This window comes from Tardiphaga sp. GW822-FHT04G09 (genome assembly GCF_058800725.1).
Genome location: NZ_JBXAMO010000007.1, coordinates 84,846 through 101,559, shown reverse-complemented (window position 1 = coordinate 101,559; position 16,714 = coordinate 84,846). Strand labels below are relative to the sequence as shown.

Genomic DNA, 16,714 nt, shown 5'->3' with positions numbered 1-16,714 from the left:
TGCGGCAATCTAGCGACCGAACACAACGGTGTGCATGACCCGGCCGGGCACGAGGGTAAACACACCGGCGATCACCAGGGCGCCGGCGAAGATCGAAATCATGGTGATTGCATGCGCCCTGACGCGGTGCCGGCGCGCGGCGATCACTCCGACCACCAGCATCACCGGCGCAATGATCGACAGCAGATGGATGGGGCTCCAGTCTCGCCACAGCCGGTAGCTATGGCCATGGATCCCGAATGAGCTGATCGCAACGGTGGCGAGCAGCGCCACCCAGATCCAGCCGAGCGTCCTGTGTGGCAGCGTGCCCTTGGGCGCGATCAATTGAACGACACCGACCACGAATGCGGTCATGGCCGCAAAAGCATGCAGCGGGATCGGGGCAACGGCATCAAGCAGCGGCTGGAGCGACATGGTGGCCCTCGCATTCAGCAAGCAGTGCCAGCTCATTGTCGCAGACATCTTCCATTGTAAAGATCGTATTGCCCGCACGTTGCCGCAGCTAACCGCACCCTCAAAAAGAAAAACGCGCTGTAAGCAATCAGCTCACAGCGCGCGATGCAGAAATTCAGGACGTTCTAACAGCAGATCAGAACGGGATGTCGTCATCCATGTCGCTGCCGCGGCCGCCGCCACCTGCCGGTGCGGCCACGCGGCGCTGCGGCGGCGCACTCGACGGGCCGCTGGAGCCGAAGTCGCCGCCCATGTCGTCACCGCCATAGCCGCCGCCACCACCTGCGCCGCCGCCCTTGCCGTCGAGCATGGTCAGCGTCGAATTGAAGCCCTGCAGCACGATCTCGGTGGAGTATTTCTCGACACCCTGCGGATCGGTCCATTTGCGGGTCTGCAACGCGCCTTCGATATAAACCTTGGCGCCCTTCTTCAGATACTGCTCGGCGACCTTGGCGAGACCTTCGCTGAAGATCACGACGCGATGCCATTCGGTCTTTTCCTTGCGCTCGCCGGTGCCCTTGTCACGCCAGGTATCCGAGGTCGCGACGGTCAGGTTGACGACCGGGTTACCGTTCTGCATCCGGCGAACCTCGGGGTCCTTGCCGAGATTGCCGACCAAAATCACCTTGTTGACGCTACCCGCCATGCCACTCTCCTACTCTCGAATCTGAATTTGCTGATTGGGCGCCAGCGCAGGCCCCGGCCCGCGCGCAAACGCCGCTGATAATGGGACCCTATACGGTCCGCGCTCCGCGCAGGCCCCTGTAACCGGGTTATCCACGTCTCTTAGTTGGTCGTCCTTGATCGTCGCTCCATATAGCATGTTCCATTTTTGTTCTCAACAAGACCTCTTGGTGAATCGTTGGGCGACGTCGAAGTACCGAGCCGTCTTCACTATGTGTGTGCAGAGCAACAATGGAACCCGAGGGGAACCCGCCCTCATAGAAAATCCATATACCTTTCATTAACTTAGAAACAACCAAACATCGCGGTCGAGTGTGTTATTTGGGTGACGGACTTTTTGGCAGAACTGCGTATATTTCGATCACTGAATTGCTTTTGGCGCCTGCGCCGGGACACGAGGCTTCGCTGACGCGAAGCAATTTTGGGGAGAATTCACATGAAGAAGTTTCTGTTGGGCACGGTTGCCCTGATCGCTCTGGGCGCTTCGGTTCCGGCAATGGCTGCTGACCTCGCCGCTCGTCCCTACACCAAGGCTCCGGCCTACGTTCCCGCCCCGATCTACAACTGGACCGGTTTCTACATCGGCGGTCACGTCGGCGGCGCCTTCAACGGCAGCAACGGCTTCGGCGGCACCTCCGATAATTCGGATGGCCGTTTCCTCGGCGGTCTGCAGATCGGCGCTGACTACCAGTTCGCTCCGAACTGGGTCGTCGGTATCGAAGGTCAGTACAGCTGGGTTGGTTCGAACAACACCAACGTCGCTTTCGTTCCGGCTGGCGTCACCTACAACCTGAACCAGAAGGGCCTCGCCTCGGTTACCGGTCGCATCGGTTACACCTGGGGTCCGGCACTGCTCTACGTGAAGGGCGGCTACGCCTACTCCGACTACAGCGAATCGCTGGTCCTGACCGGCGTCGGCACTCCGGTTGCCTTCGCAGCTGGCACCAAGCATGACGGTTACACCGTTGGCGCCGGCCTCGAATACCTGTTCACCCAGAACTGGTCGGGCAAGGTTGAGTACCAGTACTACGACTTCGGCAAGACCACCTTCACGACCCCGGTCGCGCTGGCTGGCGTGTCGTCCCGCAACGACGAGCACACCGTCAAGGCCGGCCTGAACTACCGCTTCAACTGGGGTGGCCCGGTCGTCGCGAAGTACTGAGCTTCGCGCCTGATCTCAGGTTCATGATAACGGGAAGGCCGGCGGAAACGCCGGCCTTTTTCGTTTTGCCGGATGACCGGATCCCAGGGGAGATAAGAGCGAACCGATCAATCGCCTGCGGGCGGCGTCGGCCTGGAATATGGCTTCACGCCGAACTGGTCCTTTGCCGTCGAATACGACCATCTGTTCATGGAGACCAGCAGCAACAGCTTCACCGCTGTTGCCCTTCCCGGCGCAAACTCGCGCATCGATCGCATCAGCCAGGACGTCGACGTCGTCACCGCCCGCATCAACTACAAGTGGGGCGGCCCCCATCGTCGCCAAATACTGAGAACTGCGACCACCTTCTCTCGCTCCAGAGCAAACTCAGCACGGCCTCGCGCCGGGCTTTTTGCTGGAACCTGGCTCAGGCCCGATGCGTACCCGATTGGCGGTCCGCTGGCGCGAGCCCGATACCGCAAGACCCGTCCTGCGGAAGACCCGTCCTGTGCCCACTATTCGATTTGCGAACCTGCCTCGCAACCGCTCGCACAACAAACCGTTGAAGGCTGGTGCGGAGCACTGGAAATCCGTTCGCGTTCTTCCTATGTTCCGATGACAATCAATCGGCGTTGATCCCGGCCCGGCCGGCGGTGCGCGCCCGCATGTGCGCGCACCGCGCGCTGGGGAATTGCCTGTTATGGACGAGATCATCAAGGCGAAGCGGCAGCAGGCCGCGGCGAACCAGCGCAGCATCACCATCCGCGGCGCCCGCGAGCACAATCTCAAGAATGTCGACCTGACGATCCCGCGCGACAAGCTGGTGGTGTTCACCGGCCTGTCGGGCTCCGGCAAATCGTCCCTCGCTTTCGACACGATCTATGCCGAAGGCCAGCGTCGCTATGTGGAGTCGCTGTCGGCTTACGCGCGGCAATTCCTCGAAATGATGCAGAAGCCGGACGTCGACCAGATCGATGGCCTGTCGCCGGCCATCTCCATCGAGCAGAAAACCACCTCGAAGAATCCGCGCTCGACTGTCGGCACCGTCACCGAGATCTACGACTATATGCGCCTGCTGTGGGCGCGCGTCGGCATTCCCTATTCGCCGGCGACGGGCCTGCCGATCGAAAGCCAGACGGTGTCGATGATGGTCGACCGCGTGCTGGCACTGCCGGAAGGCACGCGGCTGTATCTGCTGGCGCCTGTGGTGCGCGGCCGCAAAGGCGAGTACCGCAAGGAGCTGGCCGAATATCTCAAGAAGGGTTTTCAGCGCGTCAAGATCGACGGCACCTTCCACGAACTCGCCGAAGCGCCCGTACTCGACAAGAAATTTCCGCATGACATCGACGTCGTCGTCGATCGCATCGTCGTGCGCCCGGATATCGGCCAGCGCCTCGCTGAAAGTTTCGAGACCGCGCTGAAGCTCGCCGAAGGCCTTGCCGTCATCGAATATGCCGACGCACCCGCGGCGCCCGCGGACGAGAAGAAGTCCGACAAGAAGGTCGCGAAGATTCACGACAAGACCGGCGCCGAGCGGATTTTGTTTTCCGAGAAATTCGCCTGCCCCGTGTCCGGCTTCACGATCCCCGAGATCGAACCCAGGCTGTTTTCGTTCAACAACCCCTATGGCGCCTGTCCGAAATGCGGCGGCCTTGGCGTCGAGCAGACCATCGATGCCGATCTCGTCATTCCCGACAAGGAATTGACGCTGCGCAAGGGCGCCATCGCACCCTGGGCGAAGTCGTCGTCGCCTTATTACGTGCAGACGCTGACGGCGCTCGGCAAGTTCTACAAGTTCACGCTCGATACCAAATGGAAGGACCTGCCGAAGAAGACGCAGAACGCCATCCTGCACGGCTCCGGCGATGACGAGATCAAGTTCTCCTATGAAGACGGCGTCCGCTCCTACGACACCAAGAAGCCGTTCGAGGGCGTCGTCACCAATATCGACCGTCGTTTTCGCGAAACCGAAAGCGAATGGGCGCGCGAGGAGCTCGGCAAATATTTCTCTGACGTGCCCTGCGATGCCTGCGAGGGCTATCGGCTGAAGCCGGAAGCACTGTCGGTGAAGATCGGCGGCAAGCATATCGGCAACATCTCGGAAATGTCGGTACGCAAGGCCGGCGACTGGTTCGAGACTGTGCCGGGCCTGCTCAACAAGCAGCAGAACGCGATCGCCGTCCGCATCCTCAAGGAAATCCGCGAGCGCCTCTCCTTCCTGCTCGATGTCGGCCTCAATTATCTCACCCTCGCCCGTTCCTCCGGCACGCTGTCCGGCGGCGAGAGCCAGCGCATTCGCCTCGCGTCGCAGATCGGCTCGGGCCTAACCGGCGTACTCTATGTGCTCGACGAACCCTCGATCGGCCTGCATCAGCGCGACAATGCGCGGCTGCTGGATACGCTGCGACGACTGCGCGATCTCGGCAATACCGTGATCGTGGTCGAGCATGACGAGGACGCGGTGATCGCGGCCGATTACGTGGTCGATGTCGGCCCCGGCGCCGGCACCCATGGCGGCAACATCGTCGCCCAAGGCACGCCCCAGGAGGTGATGAAGAATCCGAAATCGCTGACCGGCAAATATCTCACCGGCGAAATGTCGGTGCCGGTGCCGGAGCGTCGCCCGCCGAACCATCGCCGCACCATCAAGGTGATCAATGCGCGCGGCAACAATCTCAAGAACGTCTCGGCGGAAGTGCCGCTTGGCCTGTTCACCGCCATCACCGGCGTCTCCGGCGGCGGCAAGTCGACGCTGCTGATCGATACGCTCTACAAGGCCATCGCGCGCAAACTCAACGGCGCCAGCGAAGGCGCCGCACCGCATGACCGCATCGAGGGCCTGGAGCATATCGACAAGATCATCGACATCGACCAGTCGCCGATCGGCCGCACGCCGCGCTCCAATCCAGCGACCTATACCGGCGCCTTCACACCAATCCGCGAATGGTTCGCCGGCCTGCCGGAATCCAAGGCACGCGGCTACGAGCCCGGGCGGTTTTCGTTCAACGTCAAGGGCGGCCGCTGCGAGGCCTGCCAGGGCGACGGCGTCATCAAGATCGAGATGCACTTCCTACCCGACGTCTATGTCACCTGCGACACCTGCAAGGGCAAGCGCTACAACCGCGAAACGCTCGAAGTCCTGTTCAAGGGCAAGTCGATCGCCGACGTGCTCGACATGACCGTGGAGGAAGCCGCCGACTTCTTCAAGGCGGTGCCGCGCGTGCGCGAGACCTTCAAGACGCTGCATCGCGTCGGGTTGGACTACATCCATGTCGGCCAGCAGGCGACGACGCTGTCCGGCGGCGAAGCGCAGCGCGTGAAGCTCGCCAAGGAATTGAGCAAGCGCGCCACCGGCCGCACGCTCTATATCCTCGATGAACCGACCACGGGACTCCACTTCCACGACGTCGCAAAATTGCTCGAAGTGCTGCATGAGCTGGTCGAACAGGGCAACACGGTGGTGGTGATCGAGCACAATCTCGAAGTCATCAAGACCGCCGACTGGGTCATCGATCTCGGCCCCGAAGGCGGCGACGGCGGCGGCGAGATCGTCGCCTGGGGCCCACCGGAAGATATCGTCAAGGCGCCGAGGAGCTATACCGGCAAGTTCCTGAAGCCCGTGCTGGAAAAGGCGGGCAAGCCGAAGAAGCGGAAGCAGGCGAGCGAGGCGGCGGAATAAAGGAGCCGGCGGTGTGACAATCACGTCGTCGGGGAATCCTCAAGCCGTAAGCTCAATATAGGGGCGTCCATGCATGCGGTCGGGATCAATTGTAATTCGCTTCGAGAGGTCGTTCATCTTAAAGAACCGGCCGGAAGCATCGCTAGCTAAACATAGCAAATGCGGCGAGACCTGTCCGTGCCTATCCTTCTCGTTTACCTCAGCCCCGTCCCGTGACACCTCTGGCACTTCACCACCTTCTCGCCCTTCTTGAGCAGGCCCTTGCCTTCGCAATTCTTGCACTTCTGCTTCTTCTTGGTGTTGGGGCCTTTCTGGTTCGCTCTATCGTCTGCCATGAGGGCCTCCTGCGGGTGACATGAAACGGGTAATGACGGGCTTAGCACGCTTGCGCGCAGCTCGTGCATCGTTTCGCCGCGCGGATGCGGGTTGAAAAGCGGGTCTGATGGGATCATCCTTGGGCGGGTCGCATATCGGCCACGACTCAGACGAGAGCAGCCCGTGACCGCCACTGCCAAACACCCAACCAAGACCCCGGTCACCTCCCCGCCCGCCAGCCATGCCCTATAAGCTCGCCATCTTCGACTTCGACGGCACGCTGTCGGACAGCTTTGCGTGGTTTCTCAGCGTCATCAATTCCGTCGCAGACAAGCACAAGTTTCAACGCGTCGAACGCGACCGTATCGATGAATTGCGGAGTGTTGGTGCCGGCGAACTGATCCGGCTGCTCGGTGTCGCCAAATGGCGGATCCCGCTGATCGCCCGCGACATGCGCAAGCGCAAGGCGCAGCAAATCGATCGCATCAATCTGTTTCCCGGCGTCGATCGCATGTTCTGTGAATTGAAAGCGCGCGGCATGACGATTGCGATCGTCAGCTCAGACAGCGAGGACAATGTGCGTCACGTGCTCGGCGATCTCGAGCAGCACGTGGCCTATTTCGCCTGTGGCGCCGGCCTGTTCGGCAAGACGGCCAAGTTCCAGCGCATCCTCGACCTCACCGGCATCTCGGTCGATGACACGATCTCGATCGGCGACGAAATCCGTGACATCGACGCCGCGCGCGAGGCCGGTATCGATTTCGGGGCGGTGACCTGGGGCTATACGAGCGGAGCGGCGCTGGAAGCGCGCGCGCCCAATTATCTGTTTTCCCGGATCGACGAGGTGATCGCGGCGCTGGCTGTTCCCCGACGCTAACGGCCGGTGACAGACAGACGAGACCCGCCGATCTCACGACAAGACCGGCGGGCCTGATCGCGTGTTGTCATTGCCCGTGCTGGGCCATTTCCCCGTCGCTCAAATCCCAGTCCTGCCACAACTGCAGTGTTGCCAGCAGCACCACGAGGCCGCCGAGGCAGGTATGGATGAATCTGAGCATGCCGTCGCCGGCGTAGCCAAGGAAAAGTGGCGAGACGATCAGCCACAGGCCAAGAAGGATCGCGGCCACCTCCTCCCAGCGTTGCAGCGCAACGTATTGAAGCTGGGCAAGGCCAAACACCAGCACGCCAACCACCACCGCGTTAATGATCGCGGCGCTGGGGTTCGCCCCGGTATATTCATGACCGTTCTGCGTAGGAAACCAGGGCGACAGAGCGATCAGGACGCCAAGCGCCATGCCGAACCAGTCTTCCCATGTGCGATGCGTGCCGAGAAAACGAGAGTCTGACATCGTGACCTCCTCTTAAAAGAGGCATACGTCAGCGGCCGTTGGCATGACACTCCAACTGTCAAACGACCAATCCGGCCGCTTCGGGGCGTATGTCTGTAAATGACGTAGGAACCCGCTTTGCCTTTGCAAGGCCACGCCAAAGCCATTTTTCATGGCGTGCGGATCGACAAAACGCCCCGCCCGGCCGCCTGGAGTGAACCCGGTCCCGATGAATGACGCAGGAGCTGCATTGCACCCGCCTGAGGATGATTGCTACCTTCTCCCGGACACCTGTGAATGGAATGACAATGAGCAACGCAGTTTACAACAATACTTCGCTCCACCGTTTCGAACTCGCGGTCGACGGCTATATCGCTTTCACCGAGTATACCCGGACGTCCGATACCATCACCTTCATCCACACCGTTGTGCCGCAGGAATTGGGCGGCAGAGGTATCGGCTCACAGCTTGCCCGCGGCGCGCTCGATGCAGTCCGGGCAGAGGGATTGAAGGTCGTGGCACAGTGCCCCTTCATTGCGGCTTATATCGCGAAGCACGCGGACTATCAGGATCTGCTGAAAGACGCGGCATGACCGCTATTCGCGACAACAAGGCGCTCAATCGCTTCGAACTGGATGTCGGCGGATCCATCGCCTTTGCGAATTATCGCCGTGCCGGTGATCGCGTCATCATCACGCACACCGAAACGCCACCGGCCCTGCGCGGCCGCGGCATCGCGTCGGAGCTGATCAAGGGCGCACTCGCATTGATCCGGGCCGACGGGATGAAGGTCGTCGCAGGATGTTCGTTCGTGGTGGATTATCTCGATCGGCATCCGGACTATGCGGATTTGACGGGGTAAGCCACATTGGGTCACACCCGGTCATTCCCCCACCACTCCAACTGGAGTGGCGGGGAATGACGAGTTTGGGTCTCAAACGATCTTGATCGACATGTCCGGCAAGCCCTGGATCTTGCAGAGCAGCACGTCGCCCTTCACGACCGGACCGACATTTTCCGGCGTGCCGGAATAGATGATGTCGCCAGCCTTCAGCTCGAAGGCTTCGGAGAGTTTGGCGATCTGCTCGGCGACGCTCCAGATCATCTTGTCGAGATCGGAGGTCTGTTTCACGGTGCCATTCACCGCGAGCGAGATCGGACCCTTGGTCATGTGGCCGGTCTTGGCGACCGGATGGATAGGGCCGATGACTGCGGCGTGGTCAAAACTCTTGCCGATCTCCCATGGCTTCTTCTCGTCGCCCATGGCGCGCTGCAGATCGCGGCGTGTCATGTCGAGGCCGAGGGCGTAGCCATAGACGTGGTCGAGCGCTCTATCGACGGGGATATTGGTGCCGCCGGATTTCAGCGCGGCGACGAGTTCAACCTCGTAATGATAATTCTTGGTCAGCGACGGATACGGATGATCGGCCACCTCGCCGATCTTGACGTTCTGGATCGCATCGGTCGGCTTCTGGAAGAAGAACGGCGGCTCGCGCGTCGGGTCCGATCCCATCTCGCGGGAATGCGCCGCGTAGTTGCGGCCGATGCAATAGATACGACGCACCGGAAACACGTCGGTTTCGCCGACGATGGGGATCGTCACCGCTGCGACCGTGAAAATGCTCTTCGGTCCGGCCTGGGCCTGCGCGGCCTCGCCGGCCAAGGCGCTGCCGGCCAGGGCAACGGCACCGGTGGTCAGAATCGTTCTGCGGTTGATGGGGTCCATGGCGTTTCTCCTCGTATGTTTTGTCTTGCTTTTCTGGTCTTGTTTTTATGCACGCTGGCATACCACAGCAAAAAGGCCCGCGCGAGCGCGGGCCTTCAGCTTCATTCGAAGATGAAGAACCTAGTGCTTGATGTCAGCCGGCAGCTTGCCGCCATTGTCGGCGAGCTTGGTCATGATCTGCTTGTGCAGCCAGATATTCATGCTGGCGGAATCGTTGGTGTCGCCCGTATAGCCGAGCTCCTTGGCGAGATCCTTGCGGGCCGTCAGGCTGGAGTCGATGTCGAGCGCCTTCATCAGGTCGACGATCGAGGTCTTCCATTCCAGCTTCTCGCCCTTGGCGGCCACGGCCTTGTCGAGGATCGCCGCAACGTCGACTGAGTCCATCGGCGCGGCACCTGCAGCCGGGGCCGAACCGCCAGCTGCCGGAGCGGCATCAGGGGTTGCTGCACTGGCGCTGGTGCCGAAAATCGCGCCCATGATCTTTCCGAAAATGCTCATTTGTCGCTCCCAATAGCTTCCGTGACAGATTGAAGAATTCGTGCAGCGTTTGTTCCGGCTGCACCAGCCGGTCCGTATTTGTAGCCGCCCGCATCCGGCTTGCCAATGCGGCACAGCCGACTACGGGAAGAGACATTTCAAACCAACTGCCAAATTCATCGGCAGATCGTTTGATGTCGGTCGCAAGGTTCGTCTGAATTGAGGCGAAAGCCCGGCCGCTGCATTGCAGCGCTGTGAATGTCAGACGACATTTTCACCGAAGCGCGAGCCACGGCGCCATGGCATCAGCGTAGGGTCACTTCACAGGTTGCGGCAAGACCAGCTCTTTCGGCACCTTTGTTACGCGCGCGTCTGGTTTGTTCGCGATCGATACCAATGCAGCCTGCACGCTCCCTTTGAGCGCGACAAGGGGGTGTCGCCGACTTCGCTCACGGCGCAACCGACGCCACCGCCGCCACCGCCGCGCCCGCCATTCACACCATCATCTCCGCCGAACTGACCGACGCATTGCGGCTCGGCTGGCAAGACTTCAAGGCTGTGCCCAGCCGCGCAACAAGATCAAGCGCTCGGCCGCGGATTTTCCCGTCACGCTGTTTCAATGGCGCAGTGACAAGTAATACAGGCAAGGTCGTCTGATTCCTGCCGAACCGCCGGCCTCTCGCAGAATTGCGCGAGAGGTCGGCGCGCGATTTTGATATCACCCCGCAAGCCTTGTTTTAGCCGTGGTTCACCGGAAGGCTCGTCGCGCACTATTTTCGCGACATCATTTCAATAGCGAATGAGAGCCTTGAGACCATGCGCCCCCTGCTTTGTACGTTCCTGCTTGGTACTGTCCTGATCTCGCCGCTCGCGCCGGCCCTTGCTGCGCCTGCCTGCGGCACCGGCAGTTTCGATGGATGGCTCGCTGCCTTCAAGACGGAAGCAGTTGGCAAAGGCATTTCGCAAAAGACAGTCGATGCAGCCCTGACCGGCGTTACCCTAGACAACAGCGTGCTGTCGCGCGATCGCGGCCAGCAGGTCTTCAAGCAAAGCTTCGAGGAATTCTCCGGACGCATGGTGCCACCAAGGCTGCGTCGGGGCAGCGACATGCTGAAGCGTTACGGCTCGGTGCTCGGACGCATTGAGCAGCAATATGGCGTACCCGGTCCGGTGCTGGTGGCGATCTGGGGACTGGAGACCGACTATGGCGTGAACATCGGCAAATTCCCCACAATCCGCGCCATCGCGTCGCTCGCCTATGATTGCCGCCGCGCCGAGATGTTTCGTGCTGAATTGCTCGATGCCCTGCGCATCGTCGACCGCGGCGATCTGGCGCCTGCCGAGATGCACGGCGCCTGGGCCGGCGAAATCGGCCAGACCCAATTCATGCCATCGTCCTATCTGAAATTCGCCGTCGACTTCGACGGCAATGGCCATCGCGACCTGTTGCGCAGTGCGCCCGATGTACTGGCCTCAACGGCAAACTATCTCGCCAGCCATGGCTGGAAGCGCGATCAGGATTTTGCGCCGGGGACTGCGAATTTCGCGGTCATCCAGCAATGGAACAAGAGCGAGGTTTATTCGAAGACCATCGCTTACTTCGCCAGCCAGCTCGCCAAGGAGCCGTAAGCGGCGCGCGGCGATGATGGAAGGGCCGTCCGCTCCTCAGCAAGCGGCCCCTCCCGTGATCTGCTACTTCGTCATGCCGACATGCATGGCCCTGGTCAGATGGACAGCACACACGCCCATCTTGTTGTCGAGCAACGCGGTCTGCGCGTCGGTCATCTCCTTGAACGCAACCCACTTCGCATCACCGTCCGGCATCGCCTCGACGGCGGTTTCGGTTTTCATCAGGTTGCTGCCGCTGCAGCCTTCCATACGCGCAGCCGAAGCCGGCACCGCAGCGAACACAACAGCAGCCATGGCGGCCGCTCCCAGTAATCTTGTGATCATCTTGTTTGTCCTTCGCAACAGAACCGGCATCATTGCCGGATTCTGTAGAAGGAATTGATACGTCCAGCTGTGATCCGGGAAATAACAGCCGCAGTGAATTGAACGTGAGGCGGTTGTGATCGCCACCAAGAACACTCAACTTTTGGCCGCTCCAGACATCACGGGTAACAAACTTACAGAAATGTAATTCGCGTAGGGATAGCGCATGTCGCGGTGTCGGCTCTTCGCGTTATGCACCGAAACACGAACCGATCTCATGTCCGCAATCGGATTACTTGAACGCGCATCCGTCTCGCCGAACCCGACGCAGCGCGAGCACATGATCGCTGCTGCCTGGAAATTTCGAGTTGCAGGTACAAACATCCTCACGCGGTTGTATTTTTGGGACAAGCTTCTGATCAGGCCCAGATAAGGATGATTTTATATTCATATCTATTCTACGCATGCGATTCGCGCATGGCGACGGTGGCTATGGCCTCTTGAAGAACCGTCCGATCCAGCCATCTATTTTGGAGAGAACGGCTCGCTCCGGCGCCCCCTTCATCGGCCAACGCATCCAGCCAATGGAACCGCCCCAACCGCATGATTTAACTGACTAATTAAACCCGAAAATTGCGACGGGAGGTGCCCTAATACGCACGATGCCTGTAAAATCACCTGCCAGCGCCAAGAGGTTAATCATTCCTTGCAGGAGCTATGCAATCCCCGAGTAGCTGCATCGCAACATCTCCACTGCTGCACTGCGATATCGTTATCTATATTCACTTCAACAGCGAAGCACCTCGCAAGAGATGAATCACTTAACGAAGGAGAACCAAAATGTTGCTTTCATTCATCCGCATGATCCAGGCGTTCCGCGACTATCAGCGCAACGTTGCCGAACTCTCCCAGCTCAGCGATCGCGAGCTTTCCGACATCGGTCTCGACCGTTCGGACATTCCGCGTGTTGCTTCTGGCGCCTACAACGGCTGATCCGTCCGGGCGGCTAACCCGTCCAGTTTGACGTTTCACGGATTGCGCCCGCCTCGCGCGGGCGCAATCGTGGTTCCCTGAAGACCACCATCTTCGGAGCCAGACACCTTCAAGGCCAAGCGTCTTCAAAGCTTTGGCTAACCGGCCAAATTTCCGCGAAGCGAATTCCACTTCGCGCCAAAACGCGCTACATGCGGGGCCATGACAACAGCCCCAAACTCAGACGACTGCGTCCATGTGATCGGCGCGGGCCTCGCCGGCTCGGAAGCCGCCTGGCAGGTCGCCAATGCCGGCGTTCCCGTGATCTTGCACGAGATGCGGCCGCACCAGATGACCGAGGCCCATCGCACCGATGGCCTCGCCGAACTGGTCTGCTCCAATTCCTTCCGTTCTGACGACGCGCTCAACAACGCTGTCGGCCTGCTGCACGCAGAAATGCGCAAGCTGGGCTCGCTGATCATGCGCTGCGCCGACGCCAACCAGGTGCCCGCCGGTGGCGCGCTGGCGGTAGATCGCGATGGCTTCTCCGATGCCGTGACCAAGGCGTTGAACGACCACCCGCTCATCACCATCGACCGCGCCGAAGTGGCAGGCCTGCCGCCTGCCGACTGGCGCAACGTCATCGTCGCAACGGGACCGCTGACCTCCGCTCCGCTCGCAGACGGCATTCGCGGGCTGACAGACGAGAACGCGCTGGCCTTCTTCGACGCCATCGCCCCGATCGTCCATAAAGAATCGATCGATATGGAAATCGCCTGGTTCCAGTCGCGCTACGACAAGGTCGGGCCCGGGGGCAACGGTGCCGATTACATCAACTGCCCGATGACCCGCGAACAGTATGACGCCTTCATCGATGCGCTGTTGGCCGGCGAAAAGACCGACTTCAAGGAGTGGGAAACCAACACGCCCTATTTCGACGGCTGTCTGCCCATCGAGGTCATGGCCGAGCGGGGCCGCGAAACGCTGCGTCACGGGCCGATGAAGCCGGTCGGCCTCACCAATCCGCGCGATCCTCTCGTGAAGCCCTACGCCATCGTGCAGCTCCGTCAGGACAACAAGCTCGGCACGCTCTACAATATCGTCGGCTTCCAGACGAAGCTGAAATACGGCCCGCAGCAGCAGGCATTGCGGATGATCCCCGGCCTGCAGAACGCCGAATTCGCGCGGCTGGGCGGCCTGCATCGCAACACCTTCCTGAACTCGCCAAAACTGCTCGATGAGCAACTCCGCCTGAAGGCGCAGCCTCGCCTGCGTTTCGCCGGTCAGATGACCGGCTGCGAAGGCTATGTGGAGTCGGCCAGTGTCGGCCTGATCGCCGGCCTCTATGCAGCAGCAGACGCCAAGAGCCAGTCGCTGGCGCCGCCGCCCGTGACAACGGCGCTGGGTTCGCTGCTCGGCCACATCACTGGCGGGCACATCGAAACCGTCGATGCCGGCCCGCGCTCGTTCCAGCCGATGAACATCAATTTCGGCCTGTTCCCGCCACTGGCTCAAGCGCCAACCAAAAAGCCCGATGGCTCGCGGCTGCGTGGCAACGAGAAGACCGTTGCCAAGAAGCAGGCGATGAGCGCGCGGGCGCTGGCGGATATGGATAGCTGGATTGCTGCCAGCCTGCCCGTCGCAGCCGCGGCATGACACCGGCGATTTGAATTTCAGGATTGTGCGATGAGTTTGCCGCCACAGGACGCCGCTGCGCTGTCCAAGACCTGGACCGAAGGCGTGTTGCTGAAACGCGACGTGTTCTCGACCGTCGAGCGCGGCCGCTATCGCACGTCATCGGGTGAAGTCGATGCGGTGCTGCGCCGGCTCGACCAGGTGCCGTGGTGGTCCTATCTGCTGGCGCTGCATCTGTTCACGCGGGAGCGCCGTGCACTGACGCTGGCGCGCGATCTGCGCGTCGGGCCGGAATTGCTGTGGGCCGGCGACCGCGCGCTGGTGCGCGGCTTCATCGACGGCGTCGCGCTGCATCTCGCAAAACCACACCATGACGTGCGCTATTTCAAATCGGCCAAGCTGGCACTGCGCAAGCTGCATCGCATGGGGGTGTGTCATAACGATCTCGCCAAGGAGCAAAACTGGCTGCGCGGCAGCGACGGGCTGGCTTATGTGACCGACTTCCAGCTCGCGGTCTGCTTCAAGTCCCGCAGCCAGTTGTTTCGCGTCGCTGCCTATGAAGACCTGCGTCATCTCCTGAAGCACAAGCGCACCTATGCGCCAGAGCTGCTGACGCCGAAGGAAAAGGCGATCCTTGCGAAGAAGTCGCTGCCGGCGCGGATCTGGCTGATGACCGGCAAGAAGGTCTATCGCGCCATCACTCGCGGCATCTTCAACTTCACCGACCGCGAAGGCGGCGGCAAGCGGCTGGTTAACGACGCGCCGCCGCTGCTCGAGATCATCAAGCAGAACCCGGCAGTGCGCGACGCTTCGATCGTCGCCTTTGCCGATCGCCGCACCGGCGTCGGGCTCTATGCATTCGTGGAGGCCGATGACGTCACACTGGAAATGAAGCTGCAGGGCGAATTGGCTGCTGCAAAGGCTGCGAAGCCACCGGAGCATCTGCAGGTCGTAACAGCCCTGCCCCGCGACGCCTCAGGCCGCATTCGCACTGAGGTGCTGCAGCTCGTCGCGATGAATCAGGTCGATCTGCTGGAGCCGCTGATGACCAGCGATGCCGACCGCGCTTTCCTGAAGGGCATTCTGGAGTCGCGGAAGAACCTGCGGGATCGGTTCAACTTCGAAACGGCGGATCAGAAACTGACATCACACTGAACGCGATGCGCGCCACAGCGTCCAGAGGGTCCGCAACCGCGATCTGATATGAAGTTCAAACGGATCGTGATCCGGCCGCGCCATCTGCTCCAGATCGTACTTCGCCAGCGCCATCGGTAGGAACGCCGCGCGCGCAGCCGCAGACACATCCGCTAGCATCGCGTCCGCCGTCGCGAGCTGCTCGTGCGCGCCTGATATCAACTGATCCAGCGTTGCGCGGATGCCCGGCGTCATCTTGCCGGCAAACATCTGATCGGCGCTGCTACCGTTCTGCAGGAGCATGTCCTGCGGAATGAACAATTGCCGCCGCATCGTATCATAGGGCAGACGCGCAATGATCTGCACGACACCTTGGGCAAGCCCCGCATGCTCCGCGACATGCGCGCTGGCCTCCGAGCCATCGCCGAGGATCCCGGCCGACGAAAACAGCAACGTGCCGAGCGTATCGCGAAAATGGCTCTCAAGCAGTGCCAGATCCGGCATCGGGTCGTCGTAGAGATCGAAAATATGCACATCGACCAGCTTCGATAGCCGATCGACGGAAAGATCATGCGTGCGGACCGCCAGCAGCAATTCGGCGGCGACGGGGTTCTGCTCGACATCGCCATGACCTACGCCGGCCAGCATGTCGGTCCACCATTGCAGCCGGATTTCGCCGGGCAATGGCTGCTTCACCAGCTCCCGAACGCGCGCAATCTCGGTGTTGAACGCATAGAGCGCCAGCAGCGAGCGGCGCTTGTCGGCCGGCACGAACAACGTCGATGCGTAACGGTCGAAGTCGTGGCTGCGCACCAGTTCCGCGCAGAACGCCGCGGAGCTCTGATCAGCACCACTCATGGCACCGCAATCAGCGCAGCAGCGACGCGGCGGCGCTCGCCCAGCATAACGTTATAGGTGCGGATCGCAGGACCGGTCTGCATCGCATCGATCACCACATGCAGATTGCGCAAGGCGTTCCGCAAATCATTCGGCACGATCCAGACCTCGTTGCCGGTACCGATAATCAGCGTATCGATGCCTGCAGCGCCTTCGAATACGCGCCGCAGCGAATGGCGATCGATGTCACTGGCCTTGGTCACCGACCATGCCCACACCGCATCAGGCAGGCAAAGCAGCGAGCCCTGATGCGACATGGTATCGAAGTGGAAGCCGCCCTTGCCGTAGGCTTCGATGGCGGCCGAGCGCGGAAGGTGCGGCGCTTCGGGGTCGACCGGCAT

General features: G+C 61.0%; 19 protein-coding genes. 10 read left to right on the top strand and 9 right to left on the bottom strand.

What is annotated here, in order from left to right; genetic code table 11:
• Nucleotides 1-9 precede the first annotated feature (9 nt).
• Nucleotides 10-414: a DUF2306 domain-containing protein gene (locus AC1RLZ_RS14880; protein ID WP_493189215.1), complete on the bottom strand. Its 405-nt coding sequence runs from the start codon at nucleotides 412-414 to the stop codon at nucleotides 10-12.
• Nucleotides 415-589: 175 nt separating this feature from the next.
• Entirely contained in the window at nucleotides 590-1,099 is a 510-nt protein-coding gene (locus tag AC1RLZ_RS14875; protein ID WP_371426238.1) for a single-stranded DNA-binding protein, read from the bottom strand.
• 474 nt (nucleotides 1,100-1,573) lie between these two features.
• Between AC1RLZ_RS14875 and AC1RLZ_RS14870 the strand changes: the two genes are divergently transcribed.
• The 3 genes from AC1RLZ_RS14870 (at nucleotide 1,574) to uvrA (ending at nucleotide 5,957) form a co-directional block, all read left to right on the top strand.
• A complete protein-coding gene (locus tag AC1RLZ_RS14870; RefSeq protein ID WP_493189214.1) occupies nucleotides 1,574-2,299 on the top strand; it encodes an outer membrane protein in 726 nt (241 codons plus the stop codon).
• A gap of 189 nt (nucleotides 2,300-2,488) precedes the next feature.
• Nucleotides 2,489-2,914, top strand: a complete 426-nt coding sequence (locus AC1RLZ_RS14865) for a hypothetical protein (protein WP_493189213.1) — start codon at nucleotides 2,489-2,491, stop codon at nucleotides 2,912-2,914.
• Between the two features lie 64 nt (nucleotides 2,915-2,978).
• Nucleotides 2,979-5,957 (top strand): excinuclease ABC subunit UvrA, encoded by a 2,979-nt coding sequence (gene uvrA / locus AC1RLZ_RS14860; protein ID WP_493189212.1) that lies wholly within the window; start codon nucleotides 2,979-2,981, stop codon nucleotides 5,955-5,957.
• A gap of 194 nt (nucleotides 5,958-6,151) precedes the next feature.
• Here the strand turns inward: uvrA and AC1RLZ_RS14855 are convergent, their stop codons facing one another.
• Nucleotides 6,152-6,292: a hypothetical protein gene (locus AC1RLZ_RS14855; RefSeq protein ID WP_371423954.1), complete on the bottom strand. Its 141-nt coding sequence runs from the start codon at nucleotides 6,290-6,292 to the stop codon at nucleotides 6,152-6,154.
• Between the two features lie 221 nt (nucleotides 6,293-6,513).
• Between AC1RLZ_RS14855 and AC1RLZ_RS14850 the strand changes: the two genes are divergently transcribed.
• Nucleotides 6,514-7,149 carry an HAD-IA family hydrolase gene (locus AC1RLZ_RS14850; protein WP_371423955.1) on the top strand — a complete coding sequence of 212 codons (636 nt, stop codon included), beginning with the start codon at nucleotides 6,514-6,516 and terminating at the stop codon, nucleotides 7,147-7,149.
• A gap of 67 nt (nucleotides 7,150-7,216) precedes the next feature.
• Here the strand turns inward: AC1RLZ_RS14850 and AC1RLZ_RS14845 are convergent, their stop codons facing one another.
• Nucleotides 7,217-7,621 carry an SPW repeat protein gene (locus tag AC1RLZ_RS14845; protein WP_493189211.1) on the bottom strand — a complete coding sequence of 135 codons (405 nt, stop codon included), beginning with the start codon at nucleotides 7,619-7,621 and terminating at the stop codon, nucleotides 7,217-7,219.
• Between the two features lie 287 nt (nucleotides 7,622-7,908).
• Between AC1RLZ_RS14845 and AC1RLZ_RS14840 the strand changes: the two genes are divergently transcribed.
• Both AC1RLZ_RS14840 and AC1RLZ_RS14835 read left to right on the top strand, forming a co-directional pair.
• Nucleotides 7,909-8,193 (top strand): GNAT family N-acetyltransferase, encoded by a 285-nt coding sequence (locus AC1RLZ_RS14840; RefSeq protein WP_493189210.1) that lies wholly within the window; start codon nucleotides 7,909-7,911, stop codon nucleotides 8,191-8,193.
• The gene (locus AC1RLZ_RS14835) at nucleotides 8,190-8,462 is read left to right on the top strand and encodes a GNAT family N-acetyltransferase (RefSeq protein WP_493189209.1); all 273 of its coding nucleotides are present in this window, start codon (nucleotides 8,190-8,192) and stop codon (nucleotides 8,460-8,462) included. The genes AC1RLZ_RS14840 and AC1RLZ_RS14835 overlap by 4 nt, the downstream gene beginning before the upstream one ends.
• 72 nt (nucleotides 8,463-8,534) lie before the next feature.
• Here the strand turns inward: AC1RLZ_RS14835 and AC1RLZ_RS14830 are convergent, their stop codons facing one another.
• Together AC1RLZ_RS14830 and AC1RLZ_RS14825 are read right to left on the bottom strand one after the other, a co-directional pair.
• Nucleotides 8,535-9,326: a fumarylacetoacetate hydrolase family protein gene (locus AC1RLZ_RS14830; RefSeq protein ID WP_493189208.1), complete on the bottom strand. Its 792-nt coding sequence runs from the start codon at nucleotides 9,324-9,326 to the stop codon at nucleotides 8,535-8,537.
• A 120-nt stretch (nucleotides 9,327-9,446) separates the two neighbouring features.
• Nucleotides 9,447-9,824, bottom strand: coding sequence for a DUF3597 domain-containing protein (locus tag AC1RLZ_RS14825; protein ID WP_493189207.1), 378 nt, complete (start codon nucleotides 9,822-9,824; stop codon nucleotides 9,447-9,449).
• A 795-nt stretch (nucleotides 9,825-10,619) separates the two neighbouring features.
• On the opposite strand from AC1RLZ_RS14825, the gene AC1RLZ_RS14820 reads away from it, so the two are divergent.
• Nucleotides 10,620-11,432, top strand: coding sequence for a lytic murein transglycosylase (locus tag AC1RLZ_RS14820; RefSeq protein ID WP_493189206.1), 813 nt, complete (start codon nucleotides 10,620-10,622; stop codon nucleotides 11,430-11,432).
• Nucleotides 11,433-11,495: 63 nt separating this feature from the next.
• Here the strand turns inward: AC1RLZ_RS14820 and AC1RLZ_RS14815 are convergent, their stop codons facing one another.
• A complete protein-coding gene (locus AC1RLZ_RS14815; protein ID WP_493189205.1) occupies nucleotides 11,496-11,882 on the bottom strand; it encodes a hypothetical protein in 387 nt (128 codons plus the stop codon).
• Nucleotides 11,883-12,575: 693 nt separating this feature from the next.
• Between AC1RLZ_RS14815 and AC1RLZ_RS14810 the strand changes: the two genes are divergently transcribed.
• From AC1RLZ_RS14810 to AC1RLZ_RS14800, 3 genes are all read left to right on the top strand, one after another.
• Nucleotides 12,576-12,728: a DUF1127 domain-containing protein gene (locus AC1RLZ_RS14810; protein WP_081421766.1), complete on the top strand. Its 153-nt coding sequence runs from the start codon at nucleotides 12,576-12,578 to the stop codon at nucleotides 12,726-12,728.
• A 201-nt stretch (nucleotides 12,729-12,929) separates the two neighbouring features.
• Nucleotides 12,930-14,363: a methylenetetrahydrofolate--tRNA-(uracil(54)-C(5))-methyltransferase (FADH(2)-oxidizing) TrmFO gene (gene trmFO, locus AC1RLZ_RS14805; RefSeq protein WP_493189204.1), complete on the top strand. Its 1,434-nt coding sequence runs from the start codon at nucleotides 12,930-12,932 to the stop codon at nucleotides 14,361-14,363.
• A gap of 30 nt (nucleotides 14,364-14,393) precedes the next feature.
• On the top strand, nucleotides 14,394-15,497 hold the full coding sequence (locus AC1RLZ_RS14800; RefSeq protein WP_493189203.1) for a serine/threonine protein kinase: 1,104 nt from the start codon (nucleotides 14,394-14,396) through the stop codon (nucleotides 15,495-15,497).
• Here AC1RLZ_RS14800 and AC1RLZ_RS14795 read toward each other — a convergent pair.
• Both AC1RLZ_RS14795 and AC1RLZ_RS14790 read right to left on the bottom strand, forming a co-directional pair.
• Nucleotides 15,489-16,334: a phytoene/squalene synthase family protein gene (locus AC1RLZ_RS14795; RefSeq protein WP_493189202.1), complete on the bottom strand. Its 846-nt coding sequence runs from the start codon at nucleotides 16,332-16,334 to the stop codon at nucleotides 15,489-15,491. The two genes, AC1RLZ_RS14800 and AC1RLZ_RS14795, sit on opposite strands and share 9 nt — an antisense overlap.
• Nucleotides 16,331-16,714: an Mth938-like domain-containing protein gene (locus AC1RLZ_RS14790; protein ID WP_089264470.1), complete on the bottom strand. Its 384-nt coding sequence runs from the start codon at nucleotides 16,712-16,714 to the stop codon at nucleotides 16,331-16,333. Before AC1RLZ_RS14790 ends, AC1RLZ_RS14795 begins: the two co-directional genes overlap by 4 nt.

What these genes read in the sequence shown, in the direction of transcription:
- AC1RLZ_RS14845 (WP_493189211.1), bottom strand. Translation starts at nt 7,621, where the DNA reads ATGTCAGACTCTCGTTTTCTCGGCACGCATCGCACATGGGAAGACTGG.
- AC1RLZ_RS14850 (WP_371423955.1), top strand. Translation starts at nt 6,514, where the DNA reads ATGCCCTATAAGCTCGCCATCTTCGACTTCGACGGCACGCTGTCGGAC.
- AC1RLZ_RS14790 (WP_089264470.1), bottom strand. Translation starts at nt 16,714, where the DNA reads ATGCCGGTCGACCCCGAAGCGCCGCACCTTCCGCGCTCGGCCGCCATC.
- AC1RLZ_RS14870 (WP_493189214.1), top strand. Translation starts at nt 1,574, where the DNA reads ATGAAGAAGTTTCTGTTGGGCACGGTTGCCCTGATCGCTCTGGGCGCT.
- AC1RLZ_RS14795 (WP_493189202.1), bottom strand. Translation starts at nt 16,334, where the DNA reads ATGAGTGGTGCTGATCAGAGCTCCGCGGCGTTCTGCGCGGAACTGGTG.
- uvrA (WP_493189212.1), top strand. Translation starts at nt 2,979, where the DNA reads ATGGACGAGATCATCAAGGCGAAGCGGCAGCAGGCCGCGGCGAACCAG.
- AC1RLZ_RS14880 (WP_493189215.1), bottom strand. Translation starts at nt 414, where the DNA reads ATGTCGCTCCAGCCGCTGCTTGATGCCGTTGCCCCGATCCCGCTGCAT.
- AC1RLZ_RS14810 (WP_081421766.1), top strand. Translation starts at nt 12,576, where the DNA reads ATGTTGCTTTCATTCATCCGCATGATCCAGGCGTTCCGCGACTATCAG.
- AC1RLZ_RS14855 (WP_371423954.1), bottom strand. Translation starts at nt 6,292, where the DNA reads ATGGCAGACGATAGAGCGAACCAGAAAGGCCCCAACACCAAGAAGAAG.
- AC1RLZ_RS14830 (WP_493189208.1), bottom strand. Translation starts at nt 9,326, where the DNA reads ATGGACCCCATCAACCGCAGAACGATTCTGACCACCGGTGCCGTTGCC.
- AC1RLZ_RS14865 (WP_493189213.1), top strand. Translation starts at nt 2,489, where the DNA reads ATGGAGACCAGCAGCAACAGCTTCACCGCTGTTGCCCTTCCCGGCGCA.
- AC1RLZ_RS14875 (WP_371426238.1), bottom strand. Translation starts at nt 1,099, where the DNA reads ATGGCGGGTAGCGTCAACAAGGTGATTTTGGTCGGCAATCTCGGCAAG.
- AC1RLZ_RS14820 (WP_493189206.1), top strand. Translation starts at nt 10,620, where the DNA reads ATGCGCCCCCTGCTTTGTACGTTCCTGCTTGGTACTGTCCTGATCTCG.
- AC1RLZ_RS14840 (WP_493189210.1), top strand. Translation starts at nt 7,909, where the DNA reads ATGAGCAACGCAGTTTACAACAATACTTCGCTCCACCGTTTCGAACTC.
- trmFO (WP_493189204.1), top strand. Translation starts at nt 12,930, where the DNA reads ATGACAACAGCCCCAAACTCAGACGACTGCGTCCATGTGATCGGCGCG.
- AC1RLZ_RS14825 (WP_493189207.1), bottom strand. Translation starts at nt 9,824, where the DNA reads ATGAGCATTTTCGGAAAGATCATGGGCGCGATTTTCGGCACCAGCGCC.
- AC1RLZ_RS14835 (WP_493189209.1), top strand. Translation starts at nt 8,190, where the DNA reads ATGACCGCTATTCGCGACAACAAGGCGCTCAATCGCTTCGAACTGGAT.
- AC1RLZ_RS14800 (WP_493189203.1), top strand. Translation starts at nt 14,394, where the DNA reads ATGAGTTTGCCGCCACAGGACGCCGCTGCGCTGTCCAAGACCTGGACC.